Origin of the sequence: Streptomyces sp. NPDC021093 (genome assembly GCF_044333135.1) — a bacterium.
Taxonomy (GTDB): domain Bacteria; phylum Actinomycetota; class Actinomycetes; order Streptomycetales; family Streptomycetaceae; genus Streptomyces.
On record NZ_JBIRQJ010000018.1, the window covers coordinates 112,525 to 129,184 of the forward strand.

Genomic DNA, 16,660 nt, shown 5'->3' on the forward strand with positions numbered 1-16,660 from the left:
GATGTCGAACTGTCGGATACGGACCGGTGCGAAGCCAATGACCCCGCACGCGGTGAGCAACACACGGTGGAGCTGTGCGTTTGCTCTCGTCGGAGACTAGCGGGCATGGCCGCTCCCGTCAGTGAGAACGGACTAAAAGTCCTGGTCAGCCTCAGACGAGCGGGACATTTACCCCATAACACCCGGGATTTGGGTCAGGATTTCGTCAACAGCGCGCCCCGGCCGCTCCCGACAGGGCGTTCACGCTCCCGAAACGGCCTCGCGCACCTCGTCCGCGAAGCGCTGGGCCGAGTCCCGGAGTCCAACGGGACCGGGTCCGTGGCGCAGCACGCCGCGGCTCACGCTCGGCACGACGTTGCCGACCGCGGAACCGAAGACTCCGGGAAGGTCGGCCGGCGTCGCGCCCTGCGCGCCGATGCCGGGGGCGAGCAGCGGACCGTTGATCGCGAGGTTCGCGCCCGCGTCGCCGAGGGTCGCGCCGACGACCGCGCCGACGGAGCCCATCGGATCGGCGCCCGCGTTCTCGGCGGCCATGTGGTCGAGCATCAGCTGGGCGAGGGAGCGGCCGTCGGCCGCGGTGGCGCGCTGGACCTCGGCGCCCTCCGGGTTGGAGGTGAGGGCGAGGACGAAGACACCGGCGCCGTTCTCCTTCGCGAGGTCGAGCGCCGGGCGCAGCGAGCCGAAGCCGAGGTACGGGGAGACGGTGACCGCGTCGGAGAAGAGCGGGGACGCGGGGTCGAGGTAGGTGGCCGCGTACGCGCCCATCGTCGAGCCGATGTCGCCTCGCTTGGCGTCCATCAGGACCAGCGCCCCGGCGGCCCGGGACTCCTCGACCGCCTTCTCCAGTACGGCGATGCCGCGCGAGCCGAACCGCTCGAAGAACGCGGACTGCGGCTTGAGGACGGCGACCCGGTCGGCGAGCGCCTCGACGACGGTGCGGGTGAAGGTCTCCAGGCCCTTGATGTCGTCGTCCAGGCCCCAGGCGCTCAGCAGGGAGGCGTGCGGGTCGATGCCCACGCAGAGGGGGCCACGGGTGTCCATGGCCGTACGGAGGCGGATGCCGAAGGGGATCACAGTCATGCGGAGGCCTGCTTCCTGGCGTCTGCGCCGACGGCCTCGGCGAGGGTCTTGTACGGGCTGGCGGCCAGGCGCGCGGCCAGGCCCTTGTGGATCGCGCGGGCGTAGCAGGGGCCCTCGTAGATGAAGGCGCTGTAGCCCTGGATCAGGGTGGCACCGGCGAGGATGCGCTGCCAGGCGTCCTCGGCGTTCTCGATGCCGCCCACCCCGACGAGGACGAGATCGTCGCCCACACGGGCGTACAGGCGGCGCAGAACCTCAAGGGAGCGGGCCTTGACGGGGGCGCCGGAGAGGCCGCCGGTCTCCTGGTACAGCTCGGGGGACGACTTCAGACCGAGGGTCTCGCGGGCGATGGTGGTGTTGGTGGCGATGATGCCGTCCAGGCCCAGCTCCAGGGCCAGGTCGGCGACCGCGTCGACGTCCTCGTCCGCGAGGTCGGGGGCGATCTTGACCAGGAGCGGGACGCGGCGGTCCGTGACGGTCCGGTCGGCGGCTTCCCGTACGGCGGTCAGCAGCGGACGCAGCGACTCCGTGGCCTGGAGGTTGCGCAGGCCGGGGGTGTTCGGGGACGACACGTTGACGACGAGGTAGTCGGCGTGGGCGGCGAGGCGCTCGGTGGAGGTGACGTAGTCGGCGACGGCCTCCTCCTCCGGGACCACCTTGGTCTTGCCGATGTTGACGCCGACAGTCGCCCTGCTGTGCTTTTTACCGAGAGCGGGGTTACGGGCCGCCAGGCGCGCGGCGACGGCTTCGGAGCCCTCGTTGTTGAAGCCCATGCGGTTGATGAGCGCGCGGTCCGCGATCAGGCGGAAGAGGCGCTTCTTGGGGTTGCCGGGCTGCGGCTGGGCGGTGACCGTGCCGATCTCGATGTGGTCGAAGCCGAGCATCGTCATGCCGTCGATGGCGATGGCGTTCTTGTCGAAGCCGGCGGCCAGGCCGAACGGGCCGTGCATGCGCAGGCCGAGGGCCTCGGTGCGCAGTTCCTTGTGGCGGGGCGCGAGGACGGCGGCCACGAAGGTGCGCAGGACGGGGACGCGGGCGGCCAGGCGGATCCAGCGGAAGGCCAGGTAGTGGGCCTTCTCGGGGTCCATCCGCTGGAAGACGAGGTTGAAGAAGAACTTGTACATGGGTGCCTTCGGAAGTCTGGGAGGGGCGGTCTCGCGAAGAGGGGGACACCGTTTCCGGTGTCCCCCTCCGTCTCGCTAGACCTCGCGGGCCGCGTTCAGATGTTCCGCGTGTTCCTGGAGGGAACGGACTCCCACGTCGCCGCGGTTGAGCGCGTCGATGCCCTGCACGGCGGCGGCGAGCGCCTGGACCGTGGTGAGGCAGGGGACGGAGCGGGACACGGCAGCCGTACGGATCTCGTAGCCGTCGAGCCGGCCGCCCGTGCCGTACGGGGTGTTGATGATGAGGTCGACCTCACCGTCGTGGATCAGCTGGACGATGGTCTTCTCGCCGTTCGGGCCCTCGCCCTCGGACTGCTTGCGCACGACGGTGGCGTTGATGCCGTTGCGCTTGAGGACCTCGGCGGTGCCCGAGGTGGCGAGGAGCTCGAAGCCGTGGGCGACGAGTTCGCGCGCCGGGAAGATCATCGAGCGCTTGTCGCGGTTGGCGACCGAGATGAAGGTGCGGCCCTTGGTGGGCAGCGGGCCGTACGCGCCGGCCTGCGACTTGGCGTACGCCGTGCCGAAGACCGAGTCGATGCCCATGACCTCGCCGGTGGAGCGCATCTCCGGGCCGAGCACCGTGTCGACGCCGCGTCCGTGCATGTCGCGGAAGCGGCTCCACGGCATCACGGCCTCCTTGACGGAGATCGGCGCGTCCTGCGGCAGCGTGCCGCCGTCGCCGGTGGCCGGGAGCATGCCCTCGGCGCGCAGTTCGGCGACGGTGGCGCCCAGCGAGATGCGGGCGGCGGCCTTCGCGAGCGGCACCGCGGTCGCCTTCGAGGTGAAGGGGACCGTGCGCGAGGCGCGCGGGTTGGCTTCGAGGACGTAGAGGATGTCCCCGGCCATGGCGAACTGGATGTTGATCAGTCCGCGCACGCCGACGCCCTTGGCGATGGCCTCCGTCGAGATCCGCAGGCGCTTTATGTCGTGGCCGCCGAGGGTGATCGGGGGCAGCGCGCAGGCGGAGTCGCCGGAGTGGATGCCGGCCTCCTCGATGTGCTCCATGACGCCGCCGAGGTAGAGCTCGGTGCCGTCGTAGAGGGCGTCGACGTCGATCTCGATCGCGTCGTCGAGGAAGCGGTCGACCAGGACCGGGCGGTCCGGGCTGATCTCGGTGGACTCCTCGATGTAGGAGGAGAGGCGGGTCTCGTCGTAGACGATCTCCATGCCGCGGCCGCCGAGCACGTACGACGGGCGTACGAGGACGGGGTAGCCGATCTCGTCGGCGATGGCCTTGGCCTCGGAGAAGGTCGTGGCCGTGCCGTGCTTGGGGGCCGGCAGGCCGGCCTCGGCGAGCACCCGGCCGAACGCGCCGCGGTCCTCGGCGGCGTGGATGGCCTCGGGCGGGGTGCCGACGACGGGGACGCCGTTGTCCTTGAGCGCCTGGGCGAGGCCCAGCGGGGTCTGGCCGCCGAGCTGGACGATGACACCGGCGATGGGGCCCGCGAGGGACTCCGCGTGCACGATCTCCAACACGTCTTCGAGCGTCAGCGGCTCGAAGTACAGGCGGTCGGAGGTGTCGTAGTCGGTGGAGACGGTCTCCGGGTTGCAGTTGACCATCACGGTCTCATAGCCCGCGTCGCTGAGCGCGAAGGAGGCGTGGACGCAGGAGTAGTCGAACTCGATGCCCTGGCCGATGCGGTTCGGGCCGGAGCCCAGGATGATCACGGCGGGCTTCTCGCGCGGCGCGACCTCGCTCTCCTCGTCGTACGAGGAGTAGAAGTACGGCGTCCTGGCGGCGAACTCGGCGGCGCAGGTGTCGACCGTCTTGTAGACCGGGCGGACCCCGAGCGCGTGCCGGACCTCGCGGACGACGTCCTCGCGCAGGCCGCGGATCTCGGCGATCTGGACGTCCGAGAAACCGTGGCGCTTTGCTTCTGCGAGCAGTTCCGGGTCGAGCTTGTCGGCTGCCGCGAGCTCGTCCGCGTACTCCTTGATCAGGAACAGCTGGTCGACGAACCAGGGGTCGATCTTCGTGGCGTCGAAGATCTCCTCCTGCGTGGCACCGGCCCGGATGGCCTGCATGACGGTGTTGATGCGGCCGTCGGTGGGGACCTTGGAGATTTCGAGCAGCTCGGCCTTGTCGCCGGGCTCGCCGACGAAGGTGAACTGCGATCCCTTCTTCTCCAGCGAGCGCAGCGCCTTGTTGAGCGCCTCGGTGAAGTTGCGGCCGATGGCCATGGCCTCGCCCACCGACTTCATGGTGGTGGTGAGGGTGGCGTCGGCGGCCGGGAACTTCTCGAAGGCGAAGCGCGGGACCTTGACGACGACGTAGTCGAGGCTCGGCTCGAAGGACGCCGGGGTCTTCTCGGTGATGTCGTTCGGGATCTCGTCCAGCGTGTAGCCGACGGCGAGACGGGCAGCGATCTTCGCGATCGGGAAGCCGGTCGCCTTCGACGCGAGCGCCGAGGAGCGGGAGACGCGCGGGTTCATCTCGATGACGATGATCCGGCCGTCGGTCGGGTCGATCGCGAACTGGATGTTGCAGCCGCCGGTGTCGACGCCGACCTCGCGGATGATCGCGATGCCGATGTCGCGCAGCCGCTGGTACTCGCGGTCGGTGAGGGTCATCGCCGGGGCGACCGTGATGGAGTCGCCGGTGTGGACGCCCATCGGGTCGAAGTTCTCGATGGAGCAGACGACCACGACGTTGTCGTTCTTGTCGCGCATCAGCTCCAGCTCGTACTCCTTCCAGCCGAGGATGGACTCCTCCAGGAGCACCTCGGTGGTCGGGGAGAGCGTGAGGCCCTGGCCCGCGATGCGGCGCAGCTCCTCCTCGTCGTGGGCGAAGCCGGAGCCGGCGCCGCCCATGGTGAAGGAGGGGCGGACGACGACGGGGTAGCCGCCGAGCGTGTCGACGCCCTTGATCACGTCGTCCATCGTGTGGCAGATGACCGAGCGGGCGGACTCGCCGTACCCGATCTTGGCCTTGACGGCCTCCACGACGCCCTTGAAGAGGTCGCGGTCCTCGCCCTTGTTGATGGCCTCGACGTTGGCGCCGATCAGCTCCACGCCGTACTTCTCCAGCACGCCCTGCTCGTGCATGGAGATCGCGGTGTTGAGCGCGGTCTGGCCGCCGAGGGTCGGCAGGAGGGCGTCGGGGCGCTCCTTGGCGATGATCTTCTCGACGTACTCCGGGGTGATCGGCTCGACGTACGTGGCGTCGGCGATCTCCGGGTCGGTCATGATCGTCGCGGGGTTCGAGTTGACCAGGATGACCCGCAGGCCCTCGGCCTTGAGGATGCGGCAGGCCTGGGTGCCGGAGTAGTCGAACTCCGCGGCCTGGCCGATGACGATCGGGCCGGAGCCGATGACCAGGACGGACTGGATATCGGTGCGCTTAGGCACGCGGGCCCTCCATGAGAGTGACGAAGCGGTCGAAGAGGTATGCGGCGTCGTGCGGACCCGCGGCTGCTTCGGGGTGGTACTGGACGCTGAAAGCGGGCTGGTCGAGGAGTTGGAGACCCTCCACCACGTTGTCGTTCAGACAGACGTGGGAGACCTCGGCCCGGCCGTAGGGGGTGTCGGAGACCTTGTCGAGCGGCGCGTCGACGGCGAACCCGTGGTTGTGCGCGGTGACCTCGACCTTGCCGGTGGTGCGGTCCTGCACCGGCTGGTTGATGCCGCGGTGGCCGTACTTCAGCTTGTACGTGCCGAAGCCCAGCGCGCGGCCGAGGATCTGGTTGCCGAAGCAGATGCCGAACAGCGGGGTCTTCCGCTCCAGGACCGCCTTGATGACGGTGAGGTCGACGGTCGCCGGGTCGCCGGGGCCGTTGGAGAGGAAGACACCGTCGGGGTTCACGGCGTACAGGTCATCGGCGGTCGCCGTGGCGGGCATCACGTGCACCTCGATGCCGCGCTCGGCCATCCGGTGCGGGGTCATGCCCTTGATGCCGAGGTCGATCGCGGCGACGGTGAACTTCTTCTCGCCGATCGCGGGGACGACGTACGTCTCCTTGGTGGCGACCTCCGCGGACAGGTCGGCGCCCTTCATCTGCGGGGCCTCCTGCACACGGGCCAGCAGCACGGCCTCGTCGGCCAGTGCCTCGCCGGAGAAGATGCCGACGCGCATGGCGCCGCGCTCGCGCAGGTGGCGGGTGAGGGCGCGGGTGTCGATGCCGGAGATCCCGACGATCCCCTGCTCGACCAGCTCGTCGTCCAGGGAGCGCTGTGCGCGCCAGTTGGACGGGACGCGGGCGGGGTCGCGGACGACGTAGCCCGCCACCCAGATCTTCGCCGACTCGTCGTCCTCGTCGTTGACGCCGGTGTTGCCCACGTGCGGGGCGGTCATCACGACGACCTGACGGTGGTACGAGGGGTCGGTGAGGGTTTCCTGGTAGCCGGTCATGCCGGTGTTGAACACCGCCTCGCCGAAGGTCTCCCCCACGGCCCCGTAGGCACGGCCGCGGAAGCTGCGGCCGTCCTCCAGGACGAGTACGGCGGGAGCCTGGCCGGCTCCCCGGGTGGAGATCGTCATCGTGCGGTGCCTTCCGTAGTGCTGATCTTGAGGTTCTGGCCGGTCCTGAGGTTCTGACCGGTCCTGATGTTGTTCATGGAGTTGATGGCCTCGACCCAGGCGCCGTGCTCGGCGGCCTTCTCGGAGCGGAAGCCGGAGTCGATCTGTTTGCCGCCGTGCTCCCAGGTGACGACCAGCAGGCCGCCCTCCGCGAGGACCTTGCCCGCGATGCCCTTGTCGAGGCGGGCCTCGACGAGCTGCGCGGCCGGGACGAAGAAGTCGTCCGCCCCGGGCCGTACGACGTCCAGGCCCTGGTCGGTCAGGGTCAGCTCGACCTGGCTGCGGGTGCCGAGACCGCGGGCCACGATCCGGTCGAGCCACTGCCCGGCGGTCGTGGAGCCGTGGTAGCGGCCGCTCATCCTCAGCTTCGCCGCACCGGGCTCCGACGGCGATTCGGGGAGCTCGGGCAGGTCCGACTGGAGGGTGCCGCGCCACTTCCAGCCCTGGCGCATCAGCCAGTAGACGAGGGCGACGAAGAGCGCGAGGCCGACGACCCAGCCGATCCGTCCGGACCAGTTCGTCACCTCGGCCGACTTCTGCTCGGCCTCGGCTGCCAACACAATGAGAGATGTCACGCGAGTTTCCCGTCCACGACCGTTGCCCGGCCCCGCAGGAAGGTGTGGGTGACGCGTCCCGGCAGCTCACGACCCTCGTACGGGGTGTTGCGGCTGCGGGAGGCGAAGCCCGCGGGGTCCACCTGTCCACGGTAAGCGGCGTCGACGAGGGTCAGGTTCGCGGGCTCCCCCGCGGCGACCGGACGGCCGTGGTTCTCCAGCCGGCCGATGCCGGCCGGGGCGAACGACATGCGGTCGGCGACACCGGCCCAGTCGAGCAGTCCGGTCTCCACCATCGTCTGCTGGACGACGGACAGCGCGGTCTCCAGGCCCACCATGCCCATGGCGGCGGCGGCCCACTCGCAGTCCTTGTCCTCGTGCGGGTGCGGGGCGTGGTCGGTGGCGACGATGTCGATCGTGCCGTCGGCCAGGGCCTCGCGCAGCGCCATGACGTCCTTCTCGGTGCGCAGCGGCGGGTTCACCTTGTAGACCGGGTTGTACGAGCGGACCAGCTCGTCGGTGAGCAGCAGGTGGTGCGGCGTGACCTCGGCCGTCACGTCGATGCCGCGCGACTTGGCCCACCGTACGATCTCGACCGAACCGGCCGTCGACAGGTGGCAGATGTGCACCCGCGAGCCGACGTGCTCGGCGAGCAGCACGTCGCGCGCGATGATCGACTCCTCGGCGACGGCGGGCCAGCCGCCGAGACCCAGCTCCGCCGACACGGTGCCCTCGTTCATCTGGGCGCCCTCGGTGAGGCGGGGCTCCTGGGCGTGCTGGGCGACGACGCCGCCGAAGGCCTTCACGTACTCCAGCGCGCGGCGCATGATCACCGCGTCGTCGACGCACTTGCCGTCGTCGGAGAAGACCTTCACCCCGGCGGCCGAGTCGTGCATCGCGCCGAGCTCGGCGAGCTTCTTGCCCTCCAGGCCGACGGTGACGGCGCCGATGGGCTGCACGTCGCAGTAGCCGGACTCCTTGCCGAGCCGGTAGACCTGCTCGACCACGCCGGCGGTGTCGGCGACGGGGAAGGTGTTGGCCATGGCGAAGACGGCGGTGTAGCCGCCCGAGGCGGCGGCGCGCGTGCCGGTCAGCACGGTCTCGGAATCCTCACGGCCCGGCTCGCGCAGGTGGGTGTGCAGGTCGACGAGGCCCGGCAGCAGCACCTTGCCGTCGGCCTCGATCACCTCGGCGCCCTCCGCGGACAGCCCGCTGCCGACCGCCTCGATGGTCTCGCCGTCGATCAGGACGTCCTGGACGTCGCCGCCCAGCACCTTCGCACCACGGATCAGGATCTTGCTCATGATTACTTGCTCTCCTCGGTACGAGTGTTGCTGGGGGCGGCGGATTCGTTGCCGCCGAGAAGCAGATAGAGGACGGCCATCCGCACGGAGACCCCGTTGGCGACCTGCTCGACGACCGTGCACCGGTCGGAGTCGGCCACCTCGGCGGTGATCTCCATGCCGCGGACCATCGGTCCCGGGTGCATGACGATGGCGTGCTCGGGCATCTTCGCCATCCGCTCGCCGTTCAGCCCGTACCGCCGCGAGTACTCGCGCTCGGTCGGGAAGAAGGCCGCGTTCATGCGCTCGCGCTGGACGCGGAGCATCATCACCGCGTCGGACTTGGCGAGGACGCTGTCGATGTCGTACGAGACCTCGGCGGGCCAGTGCTCGACGCCGATCGGCAGCAGGGTGGGCGGCGCGACGAGGGTGACCTCGGCGCCGAGGGTGTGCAGCAGGTCGACGTTGGAGCGGGCGACCCGGCTGTGCAGCACGTCGCCGACCAGCGTGATCCGCTTGCCTTCGAGGTCCTGGCCCAGCCCCGCGTCCCGGCCGACCAGCCGCCGCCGCATGGTGAAGGCGTCCAGCAGGGCCTGCGTCGGGTGCTGGTGGGTGCCGTCGCCCGCGTTGATGACGGTCGCGTCGATCCAGTCGGAGGTCGCGAGCCGGTACGGGGCGCCGCTCGCGCCGTGCCGGATGACGACGGCGTCGACGCCCATCGCCTCCAGCGTCTGCGCGGTGTCCTTCAGCGACTCGCCCTTGGAGACCGAGGACCCCTTGGCGGTGAAGTTGATGACGTCGGCCGACAGCCGCTTCTCGGCCGCCTCGAACGAGATCCGGGTCCGTGTCGAGTCCTCGAAGAAGAGGTTGACGACGGTACGGCCGCGCAGGGTGGGCAGCTTCTTTATCGGCCGGTCCGCGACCCGGGCCATCTCCTCGGCGGTGTCGAGGATCAGGACGGCGTCGTCGCGGGTGAGGTCGGCGGCCGAGATGAGGTGGCGCATCATCTTGGTTCTCTCCAGGTGTACGGAGGTGAGGAAGGCGTTCGAGCAGGCAGCAGCATCCGTACGACCCGGTCAACGGGCCGCACGGAGGAGGGGGAGCTACTTGCTGTCGGCCGGGGCGGTCTGCTGGAGACCGAGCAGCACGGTGTCGCGACCGTCCTCCTCGGCGAGCTGGACCTTGACCGTCTCCCGCAGCGACGTGGGGAGGTTCTTGCCGACGTAGTCGGCGCGGATCGGCAGTTCGCGGTGGCCGCGGTCGACGAGGACCGCGAGCTGGACCGCGCGCGGGCGGCCGAGGTCGCCCAGCGCGTCGAGGGCGGCGCGGATGGTCCGGCCGGAGAAGAGCACGTCGTCGACGAGGACGACCAGCCGGCCGTCGAGGCCGTCTCCGGGGATTTCCGTCCGGGCCAGGGCGCGCGCGGGGCGCATCCGCAGGTCGTCGCGGTACATGGTGATGTCGAGGGAGCCGACCGGCATCGGGCGGCCGGTGATCTCTTCGAGCTTGGCGGCGAGCCGGCGGGCGAGGAAGACACCGCGGGTCGGAATGCCGAGCAGGACCACGTCGTCGGCGCCCTTGGCGCGTTCGACGATTTCGTGCGCGATACGGGTCAGGACCCGTGCGATGTCGGGGCCTTCGAGAACGGCCCGCGCTCCATCGGAATTGCCGGTAATGCCAGTGCCTGAAACAGAAATGCCGCTGGTGTCCATAATGAAACGGACCTCCTTCTCCGCCTCACAGGACGGTTCTTAAAGGACGTCGGATGTACGTGTTCCACGGTACCAGGGGGCTCGGATCCCTTCTCTCACGGGGCTCCCACCCGTTCGGCTTGACGCATCCAAGTAACGCTGCGTAACCTCACAGTGAGTTACCAGCCACGCGGCGGAGCCGCAATGTTCCAGCGTCCGGGGAGCTTTATGTCCAGCGAATACGCCAAGCAGCTCGGGGCCAAGCTCCGGGCGATCCGCACCCAGCAGGGCCTTTCCCTCCACGGTGTCGAGGAGAAGTCCCAGGGCCGTTGGAAGGCGGTCGTGGTGGGTTCGTACGAGCGCGGCGACCGTGCCGTGACCGTGCAGCGCCTCGCCGAGCTGGCGGACTTCTACGGGGTTCCCGTCCAGGAGCTCCTGCCCGGCACGACGCCGGGCGGCGCCGCCGAGCCGCCGCCGAAGCTCCGTCTCGACCTGGAGCGCCTCGCGCACGTTCCTGCGGAGAAGGCCGGACCGCTCCAGCGGTACGCGGCCACCATCCAGTCGCAGCGCGGCGACTACAACGGCAAGGTGCTGTCGATCCGTCAGGACGACCTGCGCACCCTGGCCGTGATCTACGACCAGTCGCCCTCGGTCCTGACCGAACAGCTCATCAGCTGGGGCGTCCTGGACGCGGACGCGCGTCGCGCGGTCGGCCACGAAGAGGTCTGATCCGCACCTCTCGCGCCGTGTGCCGCAAGAGAAGAAACGTACCGCCGGGGGCGGTGGGGACCATGAGGTCCCTGCCGCCCCCGGCGGTTTTTCCCGTACCCACGAGCACTCGGGGCACACGCGAAGGGCCCGCCGCACGGATTCCGTGCGGCGGGCCCTTCGCGTGGCGAATCCCTGCGGGAAGGGGGCGTCAGCCCTCTTCGCGGCGGAGGTTGGCCTTGAGGTTCTTGAAGCGGCCCAGCAGGCCGTTCACGAACGACGGGGAGTCGTCGGTGGAGAACTCCTTGGCGAGCTGAACCGCCTCGTCGATCACCACCGCGTCCGGGGTCCCGTCCACCCACACCAGCTCGTACGTACCGAGCCGGACGATGTTGCGGTCCACGACCGGCATCCGGTCGAGGTCCCAGCCTTCGGCATAGGTCTCGATGAGCTCGTCGATCCGGGACGCGTACTGCGCGTACCCCTCGACGAGTTCCATCGTGTATTCGGTCACCGGCGGCTGTCGCTCGTCGCTCCGCGAGTGCCGGACCCAGTCCGCGAGGACATTCTGCACGGACGTACCGCGCTGATCGGCCTCGAAGAGGATCTGGAACGCGCGTTTGCGGGCGTTGTTGCGAGCGGCCACGGTTAGCTGTTCACCCGGCCGAGGTAGTCGCCCGTGCGGGTGTCGACCTTGATCTTCTCGCCGGTCGTGATGAACAGCGGGACGCCGATCTCGTAACCGGTCTCCAGGGTGGCGGGCTTGGTGCCACCGGTGGAGCGGTCGCCCTGCACACCCGGGTCGGTGTGCTGGATCGTCAGCTCGACGGCGGCCGGGAGCTCGACGTAGAGCACCTCGCCCTCGTGCTGGGCGACGGAGGCGGTGAAGCCCTCGATCAGGAAGTTGGCGGTGGAGCCGACGGACTTGCGGTCGACCATCAGCTGGTCGTACGTGTCCATGTCCATGAAGACGAAGTACTCGCCGTCCATGTACGAGAACTGCATGTCACGACGGTCGATGGTGGCGGTGTCGACCTTCGTGCCGGCGTTGAAGGTCTTGTCGACGACCTTGCCGGACATCACGCTCTTGAGCTTGGTGCGCACGAAGGCCGGGCCCTTGCCGGGCTTGACGTGCTGGAACTCGACGACGGACCAGAGCTGGCCTCCGTCGAGCTTGAGCACCATGCCGTTCTTGAGGTCGTTCGTGGAAGCCACGGTTGCGGAATCTCCTGGACTGGTGGAACGACCGACAGAACGCACTCGGCAAGCACGAGGCTAGAGCGCGAGCAGTTCCTTGGTCGTGATGGTGAGTAGCTCGGGTCCGCCGTCCGCCTCGGGGCGCACGACGAGAGTGTCATCGATCCGGACTCCGCCCCGGCCAGGGAGGTGAACCCCCGGTTCGACGGTGACCGGCACACAAGCGTCCAGTTTACCCATGGCCGAAGGTGCCAGCTGCGGGTCCTCCACGATTTCGAGTCCCACGCCGTGTCCGGTGGACGCCGGAAGGGCCTCGCCGTAGCCTGCCGCCTCCAGCCGGTGGCGTGCCGCGCGGTCCACTTCGCGGTACTCGACGCCGGGCGCGAGGGTCTCCCGGGCCGCCCGCTGGGCGGCGAACACCAGGTCGTACAGCTCGATCTGCCAGTCGGCGGGGCTGGTGCCGATCACGAAGGTACGGCCGATCTCGACCCGGTAGCCGCGGAAGTCCGCGCCGAGGCAGACGGACAGGAAGTCGCCCTCCTCGACCCTGCGGTCGGTCGGCCGGTGCCCGGCTCGTCCGGAATGGGGTCCGGTGCCCACGGAGGTGGCGAAGGCGGGGGCGTCGGCGCCGTGGTCGACGAGCCGGCGCTCCAGCTCCAGGGCGAGGTGCCGTTCCGTACGGCCCACCAGGATGGATTCGAGGAGCTCGCCGAGGGCCTGGTCGGTGATCTCGCCCGCCGTGCGCAGAGCGGCGATCTCCTCCTGGTCCTTGACGATGCGCTGCTGCTCGACGGCGGAACCGAGCTCCGCGAGCCGCAGCCGGGGCGCGACCGAGCCGAGCGCCCGGTAGCGGGCCACCGTCAGGTGGTGTTCCTCGACGGCGAGCGAGCCGGCACCGGCGGCTGCCGCGAAGCCGGCGGCGGCCACGGCCGCGTCGGCGCCCGGGGTCGGCAGGACGTGGAGGCGCAGCGCCTCGTCGGGGCGCCCTTCGACCGGCGTGCCCTCGGGAGTGCGCGGGCAGAGCAGGACGTCGTGCTCGGGGCCCTCGGGGCCGAGCAGCAGGACGGCGCCCGGCGGGGCGCTGCCGACGAGGTAGCGGACGTTGGCGGGCCGGGAGACCAGCGCGGCCTCGCTGCCCGCGGCGGCCGTACGGTCGCGCAGCCGCCCGCGGCGGATTCCATGGGCCTCAGACATGCCCCGAGCGTAGGTACGGGCACGCGGGCGCGCCGTTTCTGCGCGTCCGACCGGGGGTCGCCGGAGGTGTCCGGCGGGTCAGGCGGACGGGTCCGGCGCGGACTACCAGGTGGGCGGGCTCGCCATCGCCCTGGCGAGGGTCTCGTCGAGGAGCTGGGCCGTGGTGGGCACGTCGTACTGGGAGTTGTCGATGATGGGCAGCCCCGATCCGTACCAGCCGGCCATCCGGCCGTGGATGCGGGCCACTTCCTCGTCGCTGAGGCGCCTGTTGCCGCTGCGCTTGGCGTTGCGCTCCAGGACGATCTCCAGGCCCGGCAGCAGGACCACGGGGAGCAGTCCGGGGCCCACGTGCCGCTTCCAGCCCCCGAGGCCGACGACGGGCCGGTCGGGGAAGACGGCGTCGTCGACGATGCAGGAGATGTTGTTGGCGAGGAAGTTGCGGGCGGCGAAGCCGCAGGTGCGGCGGGCGAGGCGGTACTGGGCCTCGGAGTGGTCGTTCCAGCCTGCCTGCGGGTCGGCGAAGCCGGAGCAGACCCATTCGCGGACGTCGTCGAGGCTGATGTGCGCGGTCGGCACCCGGCGGCTCTGCGCCCAGTACTTGGCGACCGTGGTCTTGCCCGCCCCCGCGGGGCCTATCAGCAGGACCGCGAGGGTGGTGTTGCCGGTGTGGGCGGTCGCGGTCGGCGGTGCGGGCAGCGGCACGGGGCCGCCCGGCGGCAGCTGGATGTGGCCCGTGGTGTCCCGGGCGCCGGACGGCACGGGGGCGTGCTGGGGGGCCTGGTGCGGCTGCGGGGCCGGCGCGTGCGGCTGCGGGGCCGGCGGGCCGTTGCCTGTGCCGTGCGTGGTGAAGCCCGGGGGCTGCGGCACGGGCGGTGTGTGGGGCGGCCGGGGCGGGCCGGCGGGCGGCCCCGCCGGCGGACCCGCGGGCGGGTGCGGGGTGCCGTGGGGGGCGGCGCCCGCCCAGATGTGGGCGGTGCCGTGGGGAGGTGGCAGCGGAGCCCCCACTACGTGCTGCATCCGGTGCCACTCCGTCTCGTACAGGCGACTGTTGCCGGGCTGATCGGTGAATCCGGACCCTGGTGCGTCCGGACCCTGGTGATGCTGACCCGAAAAGGCCGGGTCGAACCCTCGAACGGTACCGCCCCCGGTGTTCACCAGGTGAACGGCCACCTGGTGAACACCGGGGGCGATCGCACGTGCCCTGCCCTGTCAGACGGCAGTCTCAGCCGTCGCGTTGCTCCGCGGGCGCGAGTTGCTCCGCGAGCGCGCACAGTGCGAGCCGGTACGAGCCGATGCCGAAGCCCGCGATGGTGCCGCTGGCGACGGCGGCGACCACCGAGGTGTGCCGGAACTGCTCGCGGGTGTACGGGTTCGAGATGTGCACCTCGATCAGCGGGGCGGTGCGCTGGGCCGCCGCGTCCCGCATTCCGTACGAATAGTGGGTGAAGGCCCCGGGGTTGAGCACGACCGGAATCTGCCCGTCCGCTGCCTCGTGCAGCCAGCGGATCAGCTCGCCCTCGTCATTGGTCTCGCGGACCTCGACGTCGAAGCCGAGCTCCTTGCCGAGCCCCTGGCAGGCCTCGACGAGTCCGGCGTACGACGTGGCGCCGTACACATCGGGCTCGCGGGAGCCGAGCCGCCCGAGGTTCGGCCCGTTGAGGACGAACACCCGGCGGTTCACGCGGCTCATGCGGCGATCTCGGCGTGTGCGGCCAGCAGCATCGCCGGGTCAGGACCCTCAAGCACGGTCGGCTTGGCGAGGCCGTCCAGGACGATGAAGCGCAGCAGGTCGCCGCGGGACTTCTTGTCGACCTTCATGTTCTCGACGAGCTTGGGCCACTGGTCGCCGCGGTAGGTGAGCGGCAGCCCGACCGACTCCAGGACCGAGCGGTGCCGGTCGGCGGTCGCGTCGTCCAACCGCCCGGCGATCCGGCCGAGTTCGGCCGCGAAGACCATGCCCACCGACACGGCCGCGCCGTGCCGCCACTTGTAGCGCTCGTTCTTCTCGATGGCGTGGGCGAGGGTGTGCCCGTAGTTCAGGATCTCCCGGCGGCCGGACTCCTTGAGGTCGCCGGAGACCACCTCGGCCTTGACCCGGATCGCCCGCTCGATCAGCTCGGCGGTGTGCGGCCCCGCGGGGGTGCGCGCCGCGACCGGGTCCTCCTCGATCAGGTCGAGGATCACCGGGTCGGCGATGAAGCCGGCCTTGATGACCTCGGCGAGACCGCTGATGAAGTCGTTGACGGGCAGCGAGTCCAGCGCCGCGAGGTCGCAGAGGACCCCGGCCGGCGGGTGGAAGGCGCCGACGAGGTTCTTGCCCTCGGCGGTGTTGATGCCGGTCTTGCCGCCGACCGCCGCGTCCACCATGCCGAGCACGGTCGTCGGCACGGCGATCCAGCGCACCCCGCGCAGCCAGGTCGCCGCCACGAACCCGGCCACGTCGGTGGTGGCCCCTCCCCCGACGCCCACGATCACGTCGGTGCGGGTGAAGCTGCTCTGCCCGAGCGCCTTCCAGCAGTAGGCCGCGACCTCGACGGTCTTGGACTCCTCGGCGTTGGGCAGCTGGATGGCGATGACCTCGTAGCCCTGTGCGGCCAGGTCCTCCCGTACCGCCTCGCCGGTCTCAGCGAGCGCTTCGGGGTGCAGTACGGCGACGCGCTTGGCGGCGGTCCCGATGAGCGAGGGAAGCTCGCCCAGCAACTGCCGCCCCACCAGCACCTCGTACGCCTCGGTGCCGTCCGTGCCGCCGACCGTGATCCGCGTCGGTGCTGCTGCCTGCTCCGTCATGCGTCCTTCAACTCCAATGCGTCCAGGACCGCCTGGGCGACTTCTTCGGGGGTGCGGCCGTCGGTGGCCACGACCACGCGGGCGACTTCGGTGTACAGGGTGCGGCGGGCGTCCATCAGCTCGCGCCACTGTCTGCGCGGGTTGACGGCGAGCAGCGGGCGGGCGGTGTTCAGCCCGGTGCGCTTCACGGCCTCGTCGACGTCCATCGACAGATAGACGACGGGGTACGCGGAGAGCAGTTCCCGGGTCTCTTCGTCGAGGATCGCGCCACCGCCGAGCGCGAGTACGCCCGTGTGCTGCTCGACGGCCGCGCGTACGGCGGCCCGCTCCAGCTCACGGAAGTACGGCTCGCCCTCGTCGACGAAGATGTCGGCGATCTCGCGGCCCTGGGCCGCGACGATGTCCGCGTCGGTGTCCCGGTGCCCGAGGCCGAGCCGCTCGGCCAGCAGCGCACCGACGGTGGTCTTCCCGACCCCCATCGGCCCGA

The 16,660-nt window shown here is 70.4% G+C and carries 16 protein-coding genes; 1 reads left to right on the plus strand and 15 read right to left on the minus strand.

Annotated elements, in window-relative coordinates; genetic code table 11:
* Positions 1 to 240: 240 nt before the first annotated feature.
* The 8 genes from pyrF to pyrR form a co-directional block, all read right to left on the minus strand.
* Positions 241 to 1,080 (minus strand): orotidine-5'-phosphate decarboxylase, encoded by an 840-nt coding sequence (pyrF, locus tag ACH4SP_RS40075; RefSeq protein WP_398423014.1) that lies wholly within the window; start codon positions 1,078 to 1,080, stop codon positions 241 to 243.
* A complete protein-coding gene (locus ACH4SP_RS40080) occupies positions 1,077 to 2,204 on the minus strand; it encodes a quinone-dependent dihydroorotate dehydrogenase (RefSeq protein WP_398423016.1) in 1,128 nt (375 codons plus the stop codon). The genes pyrF and ACH4SP_RS40080 overlap by 4 nt, the downstream gene beginning before the upstream one ends.
* A gap of 75 nt (positions 2,205 to 2,279) precedes the next feature.
* Positions 2,280 to 5,591: a carbamoyl-phosphate synthase large subunit gene (gene carB / locus ACH4SP_RS40085; RefSeq protein ID WP_398423018.1), complete on the minus strand. Its 3,312-nt coding sequence runs from the start codon at positions 5,589 to 5,591 to the stop codon at positions 2,280 to 2,282.
* On the minus strand, positions 5,584 to 6,720 hold the full coding sequence (gene carA / locus ACH4SP_RS40090; RefSeq protein WP_398423021.1) for a glutamine-hydrolyzing carbamoyl-phosphate synthase small subunit: 1,137 nt from the start codon (positions 6,718 to 6,720) through the stop codon (positions 5,584 to 5,586). Before carA ends, carB begins: the two co-directional genes overlap by 8 nt.
* Entirely contained in the window at positions 6,717 to 7,334 is a 618-nt protein-coding gene (locus ACH4SP_RS40095) for a hypothetical protein (RefSeq protein ID WP_398423023.1), read from the minus strand. The genes carA and ACH4SP_RS40095 overlap by 4 nt, the downstream gene beginning before the upstream one ends.
* A complete protein-coding gene (locus ACH4SP_RS40100) occupies positions 7,331 to 8,617 on the minus strand; it encodes a dihydroorotase (RefSeq protein ID WP_398423025.1) in 1,287 nt (428 codons plus the stop codon). The genes ACH4SP_RS40095 and ACH4SP_RS40100 overlap by 4 nt, the downstream gene beginning before the upstream one ends.
* Before the next feature lie 2 nt (positions 8,618 to 8,619).
* Positions 8,620 to 9,603, minus strand: a complete 984-nt coding sequence (locus tag ACH4SP_RS40105) for an aspartate carbamoyltransferase catalytic subunit (protein ID WP_398423027.1) — start codon at positions 9,601 to 9,603, stop codon at positions 8,620 to 8,622.
* A gap of 96 nt (positions 9,604 to 9,699) precedes the next feature.
* Positions 9,700 to 10,308, minus strand: coding sequence for a bifunctional pyr operon transcriptional regulator/uracil phosphoribosyltransferase PyrR (gene pyrR, locus ACH4SP_RS40110; protein WP_398423029.1), 609 nt, complete (start codon positions 10,306 to 10,308; stop codon positions 9,700 to 9,702).
* A gap of 207 nt (positions 10,309 to 10,515) precedes the next feature.
* Here pyrR and bldD point away from each other — a divergent pair, with 207 nt between their 5' ends.
* Positions 10,516 to 11,016 (plus strand): transcriptional regulator BldD, encoded by a 501-nt coding sequence (bldD, locus tag ACH4SP_RS40115; protein ID WP_185030598.1) that lies wholly within the window; start codon positions 10,516 to 10,518, stop codon positions 11,014 to 11,016.
* A gap of 190 nt (positions 11,017 to 11,206) precedes the next feature.
* Here the strand turns inward: bldD and nusB are convergent, their stop codons facing one another.
* The 7 genes from nusB to ACH4SP_RS40150 all read right to left on the minus strand — a co-directional run bounded on the left by nusB (position 11,207) and on the right by ACH4SP_RS40150 (position 16,652).
* Positions 11,207 to 11,641, minus strand: a complete 435-nt coding sequence (gene nusB, locus ACH4SP_RS40120; RefSeq protein ID WP_398423031.1) for a transcription antitermination factor NusB — start codon at positions 11,639 to 11,641, stop codon at positions 11,207 to 11,209.
* Between the two features lie 2 nt (positions 11,642 to 11,643).
* Positions 11,644 to 12,210, minus strand: coding sequence for an elongation factor P (efp, locus tag ACH4SP_RS40125; protein WP_398423033.1), 567 nt, complete (start codon positions 12,208 to 12,210; stop codon positions 11,644 to 11,646).
* Positions 12,211 to 12,270: 60 nt separating this feature from the next.
* Complete coding sequence (locus tag ACH4SP_RS40130) at positions 12,271 to 13,386, minus strand: M24 family metallopeptidase (protein ID WP_398423035.1); 1,116 nt, start codon at positions 13,384 to 13,386, stop codon at positions 12,271 to 12,273.
* Between the two features lie 102 nt (positions 13,387 to 13,488).
* Entirely contained in the window at positions 13,489 to 14,403 is a 915-nt protein-coding gene (locus ACH4SP_RS40135; RefSeq protein WP_398423037.1) for a Pro-rich N-terminal domain-containing protein, read from the minus strand.
* A gap of 205 nt (positions 14,404 to 14,608) precedes the next feature.
* A complete protein-coding gene (locus tag ACH4SP_RS40140; protein ID WP_398423154.1) occupies positions 14,609 to 15,067 on the minus strand; it encodes a type II 3-dehydroquinate dehydratase in 459 nt (152 codons plus the stop codon).
* Between the two features lie 5 nt (positions 15,068 to 15,072).
* Entirely contained in the window at positions 15,073 to 16,173 is a 1,101-nt protein-coding gene (aroB, locus tag ACH4SP_RS40145; RefSeq protein WP_398423039.1) for a 3-dehydroquinate synthase, read from the minus strand.
* Positions 16,170 to 16,652: a shikimate kinase gene (locus tag ACH4SP_RS40150; RefSeq protein ID WP_398423157.1), complete on the minus strand. Its 483-nt coding sequence runs from the start codon at positions 16,650 to 16,652 to the stop codon at positions 16,170 to 16,172. The genes aroB and ACH4SP_RS40150 overlap by 4 nt, the downstream gene beginning before the upstream one ends.
* Positions 16,653 to 16,660: the final 8 nt, after the last annotated feature.

Bases quoted from the DNA above. Each gene is read 5' to 3' on its own strand.
- ACH4SP_RS40150 (WP_398423157.1), bottom strand. From the start codon at position 16,652: ATGGGGGTCGGGAAGACCACCGTCGGTGCGCTGCTGGCCGAGCGGCTC.
- ACH4SP_RS40105 (WP_398423027.1), bottom strand. From the start codon at position 9,603: ATGATGCGCCACCTCATCTCGGCCGCCGACCTCACCCGCGACGACGCC.
- carA (WP_398423021.1), bottom strand. From the start codon at position 6,720: ATGACGATCTCCACCCGGGGAGCCGGCCAGGCTCCCGCCGTACTCGTC.
- ACH4SP_RS40130 (WP_398423035.1), bottom strand. From the start codon at position 13,386: ATGTCTGAGGCCCATGGAATCCGCCGCGGGCGGCTGCGCGACCGTACG.
- ACH4SP_RS40080 (WP_398423016.1), bottom strand. From the start codon at position 2,204: ATGTACAAGTTCTTCTTCAACCTCGTCTTCCAGCGGATGGACCCCGAG.
- pyrR (WP_398423029.1), bottom strand. From the start codon at position 10,308: ATGGACACCAGCGGCATTTCTGTTTCAGGCACTGGCATTACCGGCAAT.
- pyrF (WP_398423014.1), bottom strand. From the start codon at position 1,080: ATGACTGTGATCCCCTTCGGCATCCGCCTCCGTACGGCCATGGACACC.
- ACH4SP_RS40135 (WP_398423037.1), bottom strand. From the start codon at position 14,403: ATGCAGCACGTAGTGGGGGCTCCGCTGCCACCTCCCCACGGCACCGCC.
- aroB (WP_398423039.1), bottom strand. From the start codon at position 16,173: ATGACGGAGCAGGCAGCAGCACCGACGCGGATCACGGTCGGCGGCACG.
- bldD (WP_185030598.1), top strand. From the start codon at position 10,516: ATGTCCAGCGAATACGCCAAGCAGCTCGGGGCCAAGCTCCGGGCGATC.
- ACH4SP_RS40100 (WP_398423025.1), bottom strand. From the start codon at position 8,617: ATGAGCAAGATCCTGATCCGTGGTGCGAAGGTGCTGGGCGGCGACGTC.